The organism is Paraburkholderia unamae, from assembly GCF_003096875.1.
Classification (GTDB): Bacteria; Pseudomonadota; Gammaproteobacteria; order Burkholderiales; family Burkholderiaceae; genus Paraburkholderia; species Paraburkholderia unamae.
In genome coordinates this window covers 53,269-69,144 of sequence record NZ_QEOB01000020.1, presented here as the reverse complement: position 1 = coordinate 69,144, position 15,876 = coordinate 53,269, and the positions used below count along the sequence as shown (strand labels likewise).

The following is a 15,876-nucleotide window of genomic DNA, read 5'->3' as shown; positions in this document are numbered from 1 at the left end:
ATTCAGTGAGGGGGACCGCGCCCGCCGCCGCGTATCTAGTCGCGCGGCGGGCGCTTCGTCTTTAAGTCGTCAGTGCTGGAATCAGACGGGATTCAAGCGGCCAGCTCTTCCTGGTTCGCCTTCTTCGCGCCGATTTCGCCCAGTGCGCGCTTGTATTCCGTCGGGAACACCTTCACGAACTGGCGGCGTGCCGCGTCCCAGTTTTCCAGCAGCGCCTTCGCACGCGGCGAGCCGGTGAACTGGAAGTGACGCTCGACGAGTCCCTTGAGCAGCGCTTCGTCGGTCTGGCCTGCGTGCCACAGTGCGCGGTCCACGGTGCGCTCCTGTTCGGCTTGTTGCAGCACCGGATCGAGCGTAACCATCGACTTGTTGCACTTGCCGGCGAACGTGCCTTCCGGGTCGTACACGTAGGCGATACCGCCCGACATGCCCGCCGCGAAGTTACGGCCCGTTTCGCCGAGCACCACCACCGTGCCGCCCGTCATGTATTCGCAGCCGTGGTCGCCCGTGCCTTCGACGATCGCCGTCGCGCCCGAGTTACGCACCGCGAAGCGCTCGCCCGCCACGCCGCGCAGGAAGGCTTCGCCTTCGAGTGCGCCGTACATCACCGTGTTGCCGCAGATGATGTTTTCTTCGGACTTGCCGCGGAAGTCGTTGGTCGGACGGATGATGATGCGGCCGCCCGAGAGGCCCTTGCCCACGTAGTCGTTGCCGTCGCCAACCAGATCCAGCGTGATGCCGCGAGCGAGGAACGCGCCGAAGCTCTGACCTGCCGTGCCCTTCAACTGAATGTGGATCGAGTCTTCCGGCAGACCGTCGTGGCCGTACTTCTTCGCGACGACGCCCGAGAGCATCGCGCCGACCGTGCGGTTCACGTTGCGCACCGGCTGGATGAACGAGACGTGCTCACCCGTTTCGATCGCAGCCTTTGCCTTCTCGATCAGCGTGTGATCGAGCGCGCGCTCGAGACCGTGGTCTTGCGTACCCACGTGCTTGTGTGCGACTTCCTCGCCAACCGTCGGCTGGTAGAACACGCGCGAGAAGTCGAGACCCTTCGCCTTCCAGTGTTCCACGCCACGGCGCGTGTCGAGCAGATCCGCGCGGCCGATCAGATCGTCGAACTTGCGGATACCCAGTTGCGCCATGATTTCGCGCACTTCTTCAGCGATGAAGAAGAAGAAGTTGACGACGTGCTCGGGCTGGCCCGAGAACTTCGCGCGCAGCACCGGATCTTGCGTCGCAACGCCAACCGGGCAGGTGTTCAGGTGGCACTTGCGCATCATGATGCAGCCCTGGACGACGAGCGGCGCCGTCGCAAAGCCGAATTCGTCCGCGCCGAGCAGCGCGCCGATCACCACGTCGCGGCCCGTCTTCATCTGGCCGTCGGCCTGCACGCGAATGCGGCCGCGCAACTGGTTCAGCACCAGCGTTTGCTGCGTTTCCGCGAGACCGAGTTCCCACGGCGTGCCAGCGTGCTTGAGCGACGAGAGCGGCGACGCGCCCGTGCCGCCGTCGTGACCGGCGATCACGACGTGGTCGGCCTTGGCCTTCGCCACACCGGCTGCCACCGTGCCCACGCCCACTTCCGACACCAGCTTCACCGAGATCGACGACACCGGGTTCACGTTCTTCAGATCGTGAATGAGCTGCGCCAGATCTTCGATCGAGTAGATGTCGTGGTGCGGCGGCGGCGAGATGAGGCCCACGCCCGGCACCGAGTAACGCAGCTTGCCGATGTACTCCGAAACCTTGTGGCCCGGCAGCTGACCGCCTTCGCCCGGCTTCGCGCCCTGCGCCATCTTGATCTGGATCTGGTCAGCCGACGACAGGTACTCCGCCGACACGCCGAAGCGGCCGGAAGCCACCTGCTTGATCTTCGAGCGCAGCGAGTCGCCATCCTTCAGGGGGATGTCCTTGACGACTTCTTCGCCGATGATCGAACGCATCGTGTCGCCGTTCTTGATCGGAATGCCGCGCAGCTCGTTGCGGTACCGCTTCTCGTCTTCGCCGCCTTCACCCGTGTTCGACTTGCCGCCGATACGGTTCATCGCGACGGCGAGCGTGGCGTGCGCTTCGGTCGAAATCGAGCCGAGCGACATCGCGCCAGTCGCAAAGCGCTTGACGATTTCCTTGGCCGGCTCGACGTCGTCGATCGAGATCGCGCGCGCCGGGTCGAGGCGGAATTCGAACAGACCGCGGAACGTCATATGGCGCTTGGTCTGATCGTTGATCAGGTGCGCGTATTCCTTGTACGTTTGGTACGAGTTGCTGCGTGCCGAGTGCTGGAGCTTGGCGATCGCGTCCGGCGTCCACATGTGGTCTTCGCCGCGCACGCGGTACGCGTACTCGCCGCCCGCGTCGAGCATGTTGGCGAGAACCGGGTTGTCGCCGAATGCGTCGCGGTGCATGCGGATCGCTTCGTCCGCGACGTCGAACAGGCCGATGCCGCCGACCTTCGATGCCGTGCCCTTGAAGTACTTGGCGATGAGTTCGTCAGCGAGACCCACCGCTTCGAAAATCTGCGCGCCCGTGTACGACATGTACGTGGAGATGCCCATCTTCGACATCACCTTGAGCAGGCCCTTGCCCACTGCCTTGGTGAAGTTGTAGACGGCCTTCTCGCCCGACAGATCGCCCTTCAGGCCCTGCGCCATCTGCGCGAGCGTTTCCATCGCGAGGTACGGGTGCACGGCTTCCGCGCCGAAACCGGCGAGCAGCGCGAAGTGGTGCGTTTCACGCGCCGAACCCGTTTCCACGACGAGACCCGTGCTCGTGCGCAGACCGTGCTGCACGAGATGCGAGTGGATCGCCGAGGTGGCGAGCAGCGCCGGGATCGCGACGTTGTCGCGGTCCGCGCGGCGGTCCGACACGATCAGGATGTTGTAGCCCGACTTGACCGCATCGACGGCTTCCGCGCACAGCGACGCGAGACGCGCTTCGATGCCTTCCTTGCCCCAGGCCACCGGATAGCAGATGTTCAGCTCGTAGCTGCTGAACTTGCCGCCCGTGTACTGCTCGATCGCGCGGATCTTCGCGATGTCCTTGAAGTCGAGCACCGGCTGCGACACTTCGAGGCGCATCGGCGGGTTGATGTTGTTCGTGTCGAGCAGGTTCGGCTTCGGGCCGATGAACGAGACGAGCGACATCACCATGTTTTCACGGATCGGGTCGATCGGCGGGTTCGTGACCTGCGCGAACAGCTGCTTGAAGTAGTTGTAGAGCGTCTTGTTCTTGTTGGACATGACCGCCAGCGGCGAGTCGTTGCCCATCGAACCGACGGCCTCTTCACCCGACATCGCCATCGGCGCCATCAGGAACTTGAGGTCTTCCTGCGTATAGCCGAACGCCTGCTGACGGTCGAGCAGCGCAGCGGCTTCTGCGCGCGCGGTCGCGACGTCTTCCGCCTTCGGCTCGATCTCGTCGAGCTTGATGCGCACGGCGTCGATCCAGCTCTTGTACGGCTTGGCGTTGGCGAGGTTGTCCTTGAGTTCCTTGTCGTCGATGATGCGGCCGTGCTCCATGTCGATCAGGAACATCTTGCCCGGCTGGAGACGCCACTTCTTGACGATCTTCGACTCAGGGATAGGCAGCGTGCCGGCTTCCGACGCCATGATGACCAGATCGTCGTCCGTGACGATGTAGCGCGCCGGACGCAGACCGTTACGGTCGAGCGTAGCTCCAATCTGGCGGCCGTCGGTGAAGGCGATCGCGGCGGGGCCGTCCCACGGCTCCATCATCGCAGCGTGGTATTCGTAGAACGCCTTGCGGTTCTCGTCCATCAGCGTGTGCTGTTCCCAGGCTTCCGGGATCATCATCATCATCGCGTGGACGAGCGGGTAGCCTGCCATCACCAGCAGTTCGAGACAGTTGTCGAACGAAGCGGTATCGGACTGGCCCGGGTAGATCAGCGGCCACAGCTTGGGCAGGTCGTCGCCGAGCACGTGCGAGGCGATCGCGCCGGTACGGGCGTTCAGCCAGTTCACGTTGCCCTTCACGGTGTTGATTTCACCGTTGTGGGCGATCATGCGGTACGGGTGAGCCAGTTCCCACGCCGGGAACGTGTTGGTCGAGAAGCGCTGGTGCACAAGCGCCAGAGCCGACACGACGCGCTCGTCTTGCAGGTCGCGGTAGTACACGCCGACCTGGCCCGCCAGCAGCAGACCCTTGTAGACGACCGTGCGCGCCGAGCACGACGGCACGAAATATTCCTTGCCGTGCTTGAGCTTGAGCGCCTGGATGCGGTGGCTCGCGGTCTTGCGGATGATGTACAGCTTGCGCTCGAGCGCGTCCGTGACCATCACGTCCTTGCCGCGGCCAATGAAGATCTGGCGGATCAGCGGCTCGCTCGCCTTCACCGTGGGCGAGATCGGCATGGCGTGGTCGACTGGCACATCGCGCCAGCCCAGCACGACCTGGCCTTCGGCGCGCACCGTGCGTTCGAGTTCCTGCTCGCATGCGAGACGCGAAGCGTGTTCCTTCGGCAGGAAGATCATGCCGACGCCGTACTCGCCGAACGGCGGCAGCGTGACGCCCTGCTTGGCCATTTCTTCGCGATAGAACGCGTCCGGAATCTGGATCAGGATGCCCGCGCCGTCGCCCATCAGCGGATCGGCGCCCACGGCGCCCCGGTGGTCGAGGTTTTCGAGAATCTTCAGGCCTTGCTGAATGATTTCGTGGCTCTTCTTGCCCTTGATATGGGCGACGAAGCCGACGCCACAGGCGTCGTGTTCGTTTTGCGGGTCATAGAGACCTTGCGCTGCGGGCACCGCGGCGCGCTGCTGGTGATCAGTCATGGGGACACCGTCAGAGTGGGGGGCCGTTGCCGACCGTTGAATCCGTGTTCTTTGTTTCCCGCCGCTCGCGTGACCGCTGTACGGCGTTGCGCGGGGTGTTACGTGCTTCCCGCGTTATGCGCCCAGGAGAGCCGAAAGGCGAATATACGCGACGAATCAAGGGCATGCAAATAAAACGTGATGTTCGAACCCCAATTATCGTATTGGTGCATTCGCACATTATTTTATTGGTGCCACATCATTTTCGGGCAAAAGAAAACGGCACCCGTAGATGCCGTTTATCTCGTAAACCCTTGACCCGAAAGACGATCAGTGCGTGCCGGTGCCGGGCTTGCGTTCATCGTGCCCCGAAGCCGGGCTGCCCTGGCCGCCGCCGCCGGAACCTTGTGAACCACCAGAATGGCCCGTTGTGGGATTCGGATTCACACCAGGTGTTGTAGCGGAACCACTCCCCTGATGGCTTTGATGACCGGCTCCATGGGTCGCGCCGGCGCCACCCGGATTGGCCGCAGGTTGAGACCCGGAATGGGGGGCGGATTGCCCCGTCCCGGAGCCGCCGACATGCCCGCCTGCCGGGTTCACCGCCGTGGCAGGCGTGGCAGCGGCGCTTGCGGTGGCCGCTGCACCGAGGGCGCCCGGAGCGGCCGCGGGCGTGCCCGGCGCCTCGCGCACCTTGCGCGGCCGCCCGCGCGGCAGCGGCGAGACGCGCCGGTTCGCGCTGCGCGACGCCCAGTCGCGATAGGTGTCGCTGCCGAGCACCCAGCCCTTGAGCGTGGCCTGCATGAGCTGCGTGGTTTCGCGCTCGTCGAGCGGCAGCTCGCACAGCTCCCGGTACGCGCGCTGACGCTCGAACGGCGTATTGCCGAGCGCCCAGTAGAGCGGGTGATCGGTGATGAGGCTGTCGACCGTGAGACCGATGTGATGGCGATAGCTCGACCATCGGTAGTCCTCGGGCGCCGTCACGAGGTGGCTGCGCACCGGCGCGAGCTCGACCACCCGGCTCGCCAGCAGGAAGAAGCGCTCACCCTCGATGACCGTTGCCCGGTAACGCCCCTCCCAGAGCGTGCCGCGCCGCGCATAGCGCCGGTTGAAATGCGCTACGTAGCGCCGGCCGACCGCCTGCATTGCCTTGGGAAGGCTGGATTCGTCGGAGGGCGTGACGAGCAGTTGCACCGCGCCGGGCATCAAAACCCACGCATGAACCGCCAGATGATGATCGCGCGCCGCGGCCTTCAGGCAGTCGATGAACAGTTCGTAGTCCTGGTCATCGACGAACGCGGGCTGCTGATCGAGTCCGCGCAGGATCACGTGCTGCGGCTGATCGGGAACATAAAGACGTGCAAGCCGTGCCATGCTCGATTTTCCTGGTTCCGTTGGTGAATACCCGCAGACCCGCCAGGCCGCTCCAGCGCTAGTTCTCGCCGGAATGCGGCTTAAGCGGAAAGCTCGCGGCGCTTAGTAAAAAAGCTCTAACGGTCGCGTATGGTTTGTTGCAAACGTTGTGTTCATAATGGGCGGGCCTTTCATGGAGGAGCATTAATATGAAATTAAAACAGGCGCTGGCAGGGGTAGCCGCGCTCGCCAGTTTCACGGCAGCACACGCACAGACAGCCAACACGTTCTACGTCACCACCGGCTGGTTCCGCTTCATGCCCCAGGACAGCAGCGACCCGCTCAAGATCATCAGTTCAGGTGGCACGCCGGTTAACATGGCCATTCCGAACACTGGCGCCAATATCAGTTCCGCAGACACCCTGGGGCTTTCCCTCGGCTACTACATCACCGACCACTTCGCTGCCGAAGCCGAACTGGGCATTCCGCCGAAGTTCGACCTTTCCGGCGGCGGCAGTTTCAGCACGTTCGGCAAGGTCGGCGAGGCGAAGCTCTGGAGCCCGGCCCTGTTGCTCAAGTACTACTTCAACAAGCCTGAAGCAAAATTCCGGCCCTACCTCGGCATCGGCTTCACCTACGCCTGGTTCACCGACGCGCACATCACGAACGCCGCCTTCGAACAAGGTGTACTTGGGGGTCCGACCAGTGTTTCGACGGATCGTTCCTGGGCCCCCGTGTTTAACCTGGGCTTCAACTACAACTTCACGAAGCACTGGTTCGCCGGCTTCTCGCTTTCGTACATCCCGATCAGCGTGATCGCCTCGTTCGACACCACGGTCAACAACCAGCTCAGCACGGTGCGTCGTTCGGAAGCCAAGATCCACCTGAACCCGCTCGTGACCTATCTGAAGGTCGGTTACAACTTCTAGGCCGCGCTGCGCGCCATTTCGCCCGCCCTTCGCCTCACCCCAGCGGTGTCCGGCGAAGAGCGGCGATCCCCCTCCCTGCCGTCCCCTCCAGTCTCACGCTTCACCAGATTTTCCCGACAATCGCATGGGCTTATCCTGATTCTATGCCTCTGCGAAAAAGCGTGCTGTCCCCGTAATCATTTGTTTTGTCACCGGACGGGGGAGCCCCATCCGGCGGGCGTTTGCGCCGTTCGCGCTGCGCGGTTTCAAAGCCCGGGCACTGGAATTGCGCAATACTCGCACTCCGGTCCTCGCCTTGACGCGCCCTTTTTCGCGCGCGCTGCGGCGAGCCTTTTACCTGTGCTTTTTCAACGACGGAGCCATACATGAGCGCCTTTCCGAACACGCGAGAAGCCCTCGGAGATTCCTGGACGCGCACGGGCCGCCGCGCGCGGCGCATTGCGCGTCGCGGCCGCAGCGCCGCCGCCGATATCGCCGACGAGTTGCGTGATCTGCTAGCCGAACTGGAAACCACGCTGGGCGAGGGAACCCAGGCCGATGCCACGGCATTGCGCGCCGACATCCGCAAACGCCTCGACGCCGCCCGTGAACGCCTCGAAGTGGCGCGGGCGAGCGCGCGCGAACACACCGACGCGGCCATCGCCGGCGCCGACGACTATGTGCATCGCAACCCGTGGCAAGCCGTGGCGATTGTCGGCGGCGTGGCGCTGGTAGCGGGCGCGCTGCTCGCGCGCTGCCGCTAGACGCAACCTCGCGGCGTCAGCCGCTCGCCGCGCTTCAGGCGTCGAGCGCGCGCGGCCCGATCAGGTCGATGCGGTCGGTGCAGACCGTATCGACGCCCCAACGCACGAGTTCGCGCGCCCGCTCGAGGCCGTTGACCGTGTAAGCGAGCATGAAAAGCCCCGCGGCCTTGATACGCCCGACAAGCGCCTCGTCGAGGTGGCGATGGCTCGCGTGGAGCGAGACGCAGCCGAGCGCGGCGGTTTGCTCGCGCCAGTCGGTCGGCACACGCTCGAACAGCAGGCCGCGCGGCAGATCCGGCGCAGCGTCTCGCGCCGCTTCCAGCGCCGCGTAGGAGAAGGATGAGAGCAACGGCGACACGCCTTGCGCGCCTTCTGCTTCCCCTGACCACAGCCGCGCTGTTTCCGCGGCGACGATGCGCCCTGTCTCCACGTCACGGCCCGTACAGGGCTTGATCTCCACATTCGCCGCGAGGCCCAGTTCTCGGCAACTGGCTGCGACTTCGGCGAGCGTGGGCATGCGTTCGCCGGCGAAGCGCGCGTCCCGCCAGCTGCCGGCGTCGAGCGCGGCCAGCTCCGCGTAGCGCATGCATGCGGCCGCGCCGTGCCCGTTCGAGGTCCGGTCCACAGTGTCGTCGTGCAGCAGGAACGCGATGTTGTCGGTGGACAGCTTGGCGTCGAACTCGACCATCGTGTGGCCGTAGCTCGCGCCGATGCGCAAGGCGGCCAGCGTATTTTCGGGCGCGAGCGTGCCGCCCCCACGGTGCGCGGCGACGCGCGGATACGGCCAGGACTTCATCGGATGGACTCCCGGAATCGGCAGGGCGCGCGCCGCGCTCACGCGTCGTCGTCGACGACGAAGAGCCGGCGATACTCCTTCAGGGCATACCGGTCGGTCATGCCCGCGATGTAGTGCGAAATGAGGCGAGGCTGGAGCGCGGCGTCGGGCGTCTGGTACGCGGGCGGCAAGAGGCGCGGGTCTTCGCTGAACGCTTCGAACAAGCCCTTCACCACACGCCGCGCCTTGTTGGCCATGCGCATCACGCGATAGTGGCGGTACAGGTTGCGGTACAGAAAACGCTTGAGCGCGGCCGCCTGCGCCGCCACGCGCTCGCTGTGCGCGACGAGGGGCGGCGCCGCGCGCACATCGTCGAGCGACTGCGGCGCGCGCTCGGCGAGGTTGCGCCGCGTTTGCCCGATCAGGTCGACGATGAGCGTATTGATGATGCGCCGCACGGTCTCGTGGATCAGCCGGCGCCCCTCGATCTGCGGATACTCGGCCCGCGCGGCGTCGTAATGCATCTGCCAGAGCTCGACTTCGGCGAGCTGCTCGATGGTGAGGAGGCCTGAGCGCAGGCCGTCGTCGACGTCGTGGTTGTTGTAGGCGATCTCGTCGGCGATGTTGGCGATCTGCGCCTCGATCGAAGGCTGCCGGCCGAGCAGGAAGCGCTCGCCCAGATCGCCCAGACGCCGCGCGTGCTCGCGCGAGCAGTGCTTGAGGATGCCCTCGCGCGTCTCGAAACACAGGTTCAGGCCGTCGAACGCGCCGTAGTGCTCCTCGAGCTCGTCGACCACGGCGAGGCTTTGCAGGTTGTGCTCGAAGCCGCCGTGCTCGCGCATGCACTCGTTGAGCGCGTCCTGGCCCGCATGGCCGAACGGCGTATGACCGAGGTCGTGCGCGAGCGAGATCGCCTCGACGAGATCCTCGTTCACACGCAGATTGCGCGCGACCGAGCGCGCGATCTGCGCGACTTCGAGGCTGTGCGTGAGCCGCGTACGAAAGAGATCGCCCTCGTGGTTCACGAAGACCTGGGTCTTGTATTCGAGGCGGCGAAACGCGGTGGAGTGGACGATGCGGTCGCGGTCGCGCTGAAATTCGCTGCGCGCGGCCGGTGGCGGCTCCGGGTAGCGCCGCCCGCGCGAATGCGAAGCGTGTGCCGCATAAGGCGCGAGCCCCGCCTCGAATGAGGCGAGGAGCGCGGCGTTGGCGTCGGCCGCGGGCGCCGCGCCGCGTATTTCACGGCTGGGATCAATACGGGGATCACTACGGATATCGCTGCGGGTATCGCTCACCGTTCCTCCGCGAGGGGTTATGGCCGGCGGCGCGTCAGCCTTGCGTCGTGGCCGCGAGCGTGGCCTGCACGGCTTCGTCGGGCGCACGGCCGATGTGCGTCTCGCCGAAGCGCTTGAGCAGGATGAACTTGATCGCCCCGCCCTCGGCCTTCTTGTCGACCTGCATCAGCTCGACATAGCGATCCGCGCCGAGCGCGGGTGCTTGCACCGGCAGCTTGGCGGCCTGCACCAGGCGCACGAGCCGCGCGCGCGAAGCGTCGTCCAGCATGCCCACGCGCACCGAAAGATCGGCCGCCATCACCATGCCGCAGCCCACGGCCTCGCCGTGCAGCCATTCGCCGTAGCCCAGCCCGGCCTCGATCGCGTGGCCGAACGTGTGGCCGAAGTTGAGAATGGCGCGCAGGCCGCCTTCGCGTTCGTCGGCGGCCACGACCGAAGCCTTGATCTCGCACGAGCGCTTGACCGCGTGTACGAGCGCTTCGGGTTCGCAGCGGTTGAGCGCTTCGACGTTGGCTTCGATCCAGTCGAAGAATTCGGCGTCGGCGATGGCGCCCGTCTTGATGACCTCGGCAATGCCCGCCGCGAGTTCGCGCTCCGGCAGCGTACGCAGCGCGCCGATGTCGGCGATCACGGCCTGCGGCTGGTAGAACGCGCCGATCATGTTCTTGCCGAGCGGATGATTGATGCCGGTCTTCCCGCCCACCGACGAATCGACCTGCGAAAGCAGCGTGGTCGGCACCTGGATGAACGGCACGCCGCGCATGTAGCAGGCGGCCGCGAAGCCGGTCATGTCGCCCGTCACGCCGCCGCCCAACGCGATGAGCGTGGTCTTGCGGTCGGCGCGCGCGGTGAGCAGCGCGTCGAAAATCTCGTTGAGCGTTTCCCAGTTCTTGTGCGCCTCGCCATCGGGCAGCACGACGGTGTTGACGTCCTTGCCGAGCGGCGCGAGCGCGGCGCGCAGCGCATCGCCGTAGAGCGGATCGACGACGGTGTTCGTCACGATCGTCACCGACTTGCCGGCGATATGGGGCGCGAAGAGCGCCGTCTGGCCGATCAGGCCGGAGCCGATATGGATGGGGTAGGCTCGATCGCCCAGTTCGACGTTGACGGTAATCATGCTCTGAAGTGTGAGAGTTGCTGGTGCACTACCTGACGCTTCGACCGGGGCGTGGTTCGCACCCTGTTCGGACCCTACTCGCGCGCGATGGCCCGCGCGACCCCGGCCATGTCGAGCTGCATCAGCACCATGTTGACGAGCCCGTTGACCGAGGGCCGGCCCGTTTCGATCACGAAGTCGGCGACCTCGCGATAGAGCGGGTCGCGTGCTTCGTAGAGGGCTTCGAGCCTCCCCTTGGGGTCTTCGGTCTGCAAAAGCGGCCGGTTCTTGTCGCGCCGCGTGCGCAGCCACAGGTCGTGCGGATGCGCGCGCAGATACACGACGAAGCCGCGCGCCTTGAGCGCCGCGCGGTTCTCGGGCCGCAGCACCGCGCCGCCGCCGGTGGCGAGGACGATGCCTTCGCGCCCCGTCAGCTCCTCGATCGCCTGGGCCTCGCGCTCGCGAAAGCCCGCTTCGCCTTCCAGTTCGAAGATCACCGGGATGCGCGCGCCGGTGCGCGCCTCGATCTCGTGATCGGAGTCGAAAAACGGACGCTCCAGCCGGCGCGCGACCGCCCGGCCCACGGTCGTCTTGCCGGCGCCCATGAGCCCTACGAAAAATACATTGGCGTTTGCGTCCCGCACTTGCAGCGATTCCTACGAAAGGTTGGTGTGGCAGCTTACTGGCAAAGCGGCGGCGTTGTCGAGCCTGCGGCCTGGGCGTTCCGGCCCCGGCGCGCCGCTTGCGGCCAACTAGGGTCAGTTCGACTCCACGACACGCGGCGTGATGAAAACCACCAGTTCGCTGCGTTGGTCCCGATGCGCGCGATGCGAAAAAAGCGCGCCCAAAAACGGTATTTTGCCCAGGAGCGGCACACGCGTCACATCATCCCGATCATCGCTTGCGTCGATCCCCCCAATCGACACCGTGCCGCCGTCCTCGATTTCCACGCGAGTCTGCACGTGCTTGGTGTTGATCGCGGGCCCGGCGGCGGTCTGTTCGCCCACGCTGTCCTTGGCCACGTCGAGGTCCAGAATGACACGGCCGTCGGGTGTGATCTGCGGCTCCACCTCCAGTTTCAGGCTGGCGCGCCGGAATTGCACGCCCGAAACGCCCTGCCCGACCTTGGCCTGATACGGCAGCTCCGTGCCCTGCTCCACGACCGCCTTCACGCGGTCGGCCGTGACGACGCGCGGACTCGACACCACCCGACCGCGCCCCTCGGCCTCCAGCGCGCTCAACTGGATGTCGAGCAGGCGCGTGGCGCGCGCGGCCAGCAGCGTGAGGCCCAGGCCCGCAGCCTCGAAACCCGAAAGCGGTCCGGCCGCAAGGTCGTAGACGGTGCCGTCCGCACCCGTGCTCAGGCCGCGCGCGGTGGAACCGTCCACCGCCACGGGCGTCACGCCAAGGCGCACGCCCAGCTCGCGCGAGAGTCCCTCGTCCCCCTCGACGATACGCGCCTCGATCAGCACCTGGCGCGCCGGCGCGTCCAGACGCCGCACGAGTTCGCCGATCTGGTCGAGCCGCGCTGGCAGATCGGTGACGAACAGCAGGTTCGTGCGCGTATCCGCCACGGCAGCGCCGCGCTTCGAAAGCGCGCGCTGCGCACCCGAGCCGCTCAGGAGCCGGCGCAAGTCTTCGGCGCGTGCATAGTGCAGCTCGAACGCGCGGCTCGCGAGCGGCTCCAGCTCGGCGGCCCGCGCATGCGCCTCGAAGCGCTGGCGCTCGCGCGCCGCGAGCTCGGCGGCGGGCGCGACCCAGATCACGTCGCCAATGCGCGACATCGCCAGGCCGTTCGCCTCGAGCAGCAGGTCGAACGCGGTGCGCCACGGCACGCGATCGAGGCGCAACGTGACCTGGCCGCGCGCCCGTTCGCTTGCGACGATATTGAGCTTCGTGAACTGGGCGAATGCGTGCAGTACGGCCGTGAGTTCCGCGCGCTGGAAGTTGAGCGTGATGGGCCGGTCGGGCGGCAAGCCGTCGTCACCGGCGGCGGAGTCGCTGAGCCGCGCCGGTGCGCGCATGGGCACGGGCGGCCCTTCGAGGGGCGCAGTAACCGGTACGGTGCTGCTGGGTTCTCGTGCGGGCGGCGCGCCGCCGGCAGCCTCGTCGGCATTGTCTGCCGGGCTGTTTTCTGGAGCCGCGCCCTCGCCGCCGCCCGTAAAAGGATTGGCCACCCACTGCGACGACGACGCTTCCGCACCCTCTGTGCCTACCGTGTCTTTCGGCAGCGGCGGCGCTTCGTAATGCGCGAGCGCCACTGACTGCCGCGCCCACGCACGCTGCGGCAATGGCGTGGCGGCCGATACGGCGACACTCCACAGCGATGCGCAGAGCACGCAAACGCCCGCACGGACCGCGCTCATTTCGCCGCCTCGGTCCAGCCGAGCGCGTGCGTCGCCCCGCCCGCCAGCACGACAACACGCGCCGGCCCGACCTGCACGACGCGCCCGTCGCCAATCGCCTGCCCCGCTTGCGCCGTGACGACGCCTTCGGGCGTTTCCACGAGCGCGACGATGCGCTGCCGGTCCTGAAGGATGCCGGCGAGCCGCCAGCCGCTCTGAGCGCTTCCGGCCGCCGTGGCGCGAGCGAACGGGTCGGCAACCGCCCCGGCGCCTTCGGCGGACGCCAAGGCAAGCGGTGCGGCGGGCAGCGCGTCGTACACGCGCAATGTCGTCGATATCGAAAGGCCGGCGCTCGTGCGCCGGATCGCCAGTTCGGCTGGCACCGTCAAGGCAGGCTCGCTGACGAACGCTTCCAGTAGCGAACGCAATTGCGCAAAGCTGCCTTGCGCGACCAGCTTGATCGAACGGAACGCTTCGGCGTGAGCACCGCCGGCGGCACCTGGCTCCAGGGCGTGCAAGACGAGGCCCGCTTGTGCGGCAAGCTGCGAGATCCGGCGAATGTCGTCCGCAGAATTGCCGGCGTGCGGCACGTGCGCGGCCTCCCCGGCCGCTGCCTCGCGCAACGCGGGCAAGCGCGCCAACGCTCGCCTGGCGTCGTCGTAACGCATCTGGGCGTCCGCCAGCGCGGTGCGCCCCGCATGCACGCCCAGCGGATCCCCGACGATGCACGCGCAGCTCGCCACCGCTCCCGACAGGAATGCGATCGCCAACGCGACGGCAAGACGCCGGGGCGCGCTCCACGCATGAAGCGGCGGCCAGCCACGCCATGCAACGCTCGCTCGCGCCTGCACGGCGGCGCTCATTTCGCCTCCTTCGCTGCGGGACTTCGCTGCACGCCGGGCCTGTCGGCGCGCGGCACATCGCTCGCCCCTTGCCAGACGAGATGCGCTGCGACGCGAATCGGCTCCCCCTCCTGCGGGCGTGCACTTGAACTTGAACCTGCGCGTGCGCCGCCCGCCGGTGTTGCGCGCTTGAGCTCTCGCACGCTCACGGTCTCGACGCCGGGCAGCGCGCGCAACCGTCCAAGCCATGCTGCCGCAGCCGACTCGTCCGCCGCGCTCGCCAGCAGATCGGTTTCATCAGCGAACTGGGCAAGCTGCTCCAAACCTGTGCCCGGTGGAACGCCGCTCGCCAGCGCATCGGCGAGCGCGAAAAGGCGCGTTGCCGCCCGCGCATGCTGTCGCGCGAGTTGCTCGCCGGTACGCCGCGCCTCGGCCTCGCGCGCCAGCCGCTGCGCTTCGCCCAACGGAGCACGCCAGTGCGCAAGCGGTTGCTCCAATACGTCACGCCGCGCCTCGATCCCGCCGCGCTCCTCGAACTGCCAGAGCACAACCCCGAGCGCACACGCGCCGCCCGCGACCGCGGCGGCCAACCACTCGAACAACCGCCGCCGGCGCAGCCGACGGATCGCACGCTGCCGCCAAGGCAGCAGATTGAACCCGCCGAGCGCGCGTGGCGAGACAATGCGCACAGCACGCCCGCCCGACACCGCGCCCGTCATTCGCTCACCCCGCGCAGCGCGAGCCCGAACGCCACAGCGCACGCGGGATCATGCAGGAGGTGCGCATCGAGAGACCGTTCGATGTCGGCGAGCGGCGCGCACTCGAACGGCAGCACCGGCGCGCTCAGCGCGTCGCCGATGTCGGCCAGCGTGAAGTTCACGCCGCGCAGCATGGCAAGCTCGCCCGAAACCTGCACGCAGCCGGGCTGTTCGCCATCGACAAGATCGCGCAACGCCTCCACGAGATCGGCATGCTCGAGCGCCGGAAAGCGCATCTGCCGAACGACCGAGTCGTCGACCAGATGCCAGCCGTGCACGCCTTCCTGTCCGATCCAGAGCGCCACCCAGGGTTCGTGCGGCGGCAGCTCGTAAGCCGCCGCATACCGCATGGCGCGCAACGCGGCGTGCGCTTCGTCGTCCATGGCGCATAGCGTGATGCCGGCCATGGCCGCACATTCGATGCGCGTTTCCAGGTGCTGCCGCGCCGTTGCCGCGATCGTGATCTGCGCTTCGCGCGCCTGCCGGGCGTCGAGGGCGGGCGTGGCCGGCAGCACGCTCCAGTCGACCGCGAGTTCGCCGCGCTCGACGCCGGCCACACGCTCGGCCTCCGCAAGCACGAGCGGCTCCAGGCCCGCATGAATGCCGGAGTCGTCTACCGGGCCGGATGGCGCGAAGCGCGCGAGCGGTACTGTCGCGACGAGCGTGGCGCTCGCGGGCAGCGCCATCGCGCAACGCAGCGACGCCGCCGCGCAAGCACGCGGCAACTCGCCAAACACACTGCGCAACGCACCGACAACGGCTGCGCGATCGACGATCTCGGCGCCCGCCAGCGCCTCGCGCGCGAGCGGCGCGCTCGCCAGCCATTCGAGCCGGACCGGCCCCGCGCCGACGACGCGCTGGCTCAACACCACCAGCGTGAGGCCGCGCACGCCGAGATCCACGCCCGCGGCATAGCGGCGCGCGCCCAACAACACCGAACTCCCGAATCCCATTGCACTTCTCCCATA

General features: G+C 66.9%; 11 protein-coding genes and 1 pseudogene. 2 read left to right on the top strand and 10 right to left on the bottom strand.

What is annotated here, in order from left to right; all coding sequences use genetic code 11:
- Positions 1-92: 92 nt before the first annotated feature.
- Positions 93-4,793, bottom strand: coding sequence for a glutamate synthase-related protein (locus C7402_RS33835; protein WP_116613701.1), 4,701 nt, complete (start codon positions 4,791-4,793; stop codon positions 93-95).
- Positions 4,794-5,456: 663 nt separating this feature from the next.
- Positions 5,457-6,146: pseudogene (locus C7402_RS33830) on the bottom strand (transposase); the annotation flags it as partial.
- A gap of 188 nt (positions 6,147-6,334) precedes the next feature.
- Here C7402_RS33830 and C7402_RS33825 point away from each other — a divergent pair.
- Both C7402_RS33825 and C7402_RS33820 read left to right on the top strand, forming a co-directional pair.
- Positions 6,335-7,054: an OmpW/AlkL family protein gene (locus C7402_RS33825; RefSeq protein ID WP_112174844.1), complete on the top strand. Its 720-nt coding sequence runs from the start codon at positions 6,335-6,337 to the stop codon at positions 7,052-7,054.
- Between the two features lie 365 nt (positions 7,055-7,419).
- Positions 7,420-7,797 (top strand): ElaB/YgaM/YqjD family protein, encoded by a 378-nt coding sequence (locus C7402_RS33820; protein WP_112174843.1) that lies wholly within the window; start codon positions 7,420-7,422, stop codon positions 7,795-7,797.
- 34 nt (positions 7,798-7,831) lie between these two features.
- Here C7402_RS33820 and ugpQ read toward each other — a convergent pair whose 3' ends face one another.
- The 8 genes from ugpQ to pilM form a co-directional block, all read right to left on the bottom strand.
- On the bottom strand, positions 7,832-8,593 hold the full coding sequence (gene ugpQ / locus C7402_RS33815) for a glycerophosphodiester phosphodiesterase (protein ID WP_116613745.1): 762 nt from the start codon (positions 8,591-8,593) through the stop codon (positions 7,832-7,834).
- A gap of 38 nt (positions 8,594-8,631) precedes the next feature.
- Positions 8,632-9,828, bottom strand: a complete 1,197-nt coding sequence (locus tag C7402_RS33810) for a deoxyguanosinetriphosphate triphosphohydrolase (protein ID WP_165842058.1) — start codon at positions 9,826-9,828, stop codon at positions 8,632-8,634.
- A gap of 73 nt (positions 9,829-9,901) precedes the next feature.
- Positions 9,902-10,984, bottom strand: coding sequence for a 3-dehydroquinate synthase (aroB, locus tag C7402_RS33805; RefSeq protein ID WP_116613699.1), 1,083 nt, complete (start codon positions 10,982-10,984; stop codon positions 9,902-9,904).
- A 74-nt stretch (positions 10,985-11,058) separates the two neighbouring features.
- A complete protein-coding gene (gene aroK / locus C7402_RS33800) occupies positions 11,059-11,613 on the bottom strand; it encodes a shikimate kinase AroK (protein WP_112174840.1) in 555 nt (184 codons plus the stop codon).
- 108 nt (positions 11,614-11,721) lie between these two features.
- Positions 11,722-13,329, bottom strand: a complete 1,608-nt coding sequence (locus C7402_RS33795; RefSeq protein ID WP_116613698.1) for a type IV pilus secretin PilQ — start codon at positions 13,327-13,329, stop codon at positions 11,722-11,724.
- On the bottom strand, positions 13,326-14,171 hold the full coding sequence (locus C7402_RS33790) for a hypothetical protein (RefSeq protein ID WP_116613697.1): 846 nt from the start codon (positions 14,169-14,171) through the stop codon (positions 13,326-13,328). The genes C7402_RS33795 and C7402_RS33790 overlap by 4 nt, the downstream gene beginning before the upstream one ends.
- Entirely contained in the window at positions 14,168-14,869 is a 702-nt protein-coding gene (locus C7402_RS33785) for a hypothetical protein (protein WP_112174837.1), read from the bottom strand. Before C7402_RS33785 ends, C7402_RS33790 begins: the two co-directional genes overlap by 4 nt.
- A complete protein-coding gene (pilM, locus tag C7402_RS33780) occupies positions 14,866-15,861 on the bottom strand; it encodes a type IV pilus biogenesis protein PilM (RefSeq protein ID WP_116613696.1) in 996 nt (331 codons plus the stop codon). Before pilM ends, C7402_RS33785 begins: the two co-directional genes overlap by 4 nt.
- Between the last annotated feature and the right edge of the window lie 15 nt (positions 15,862-15,876).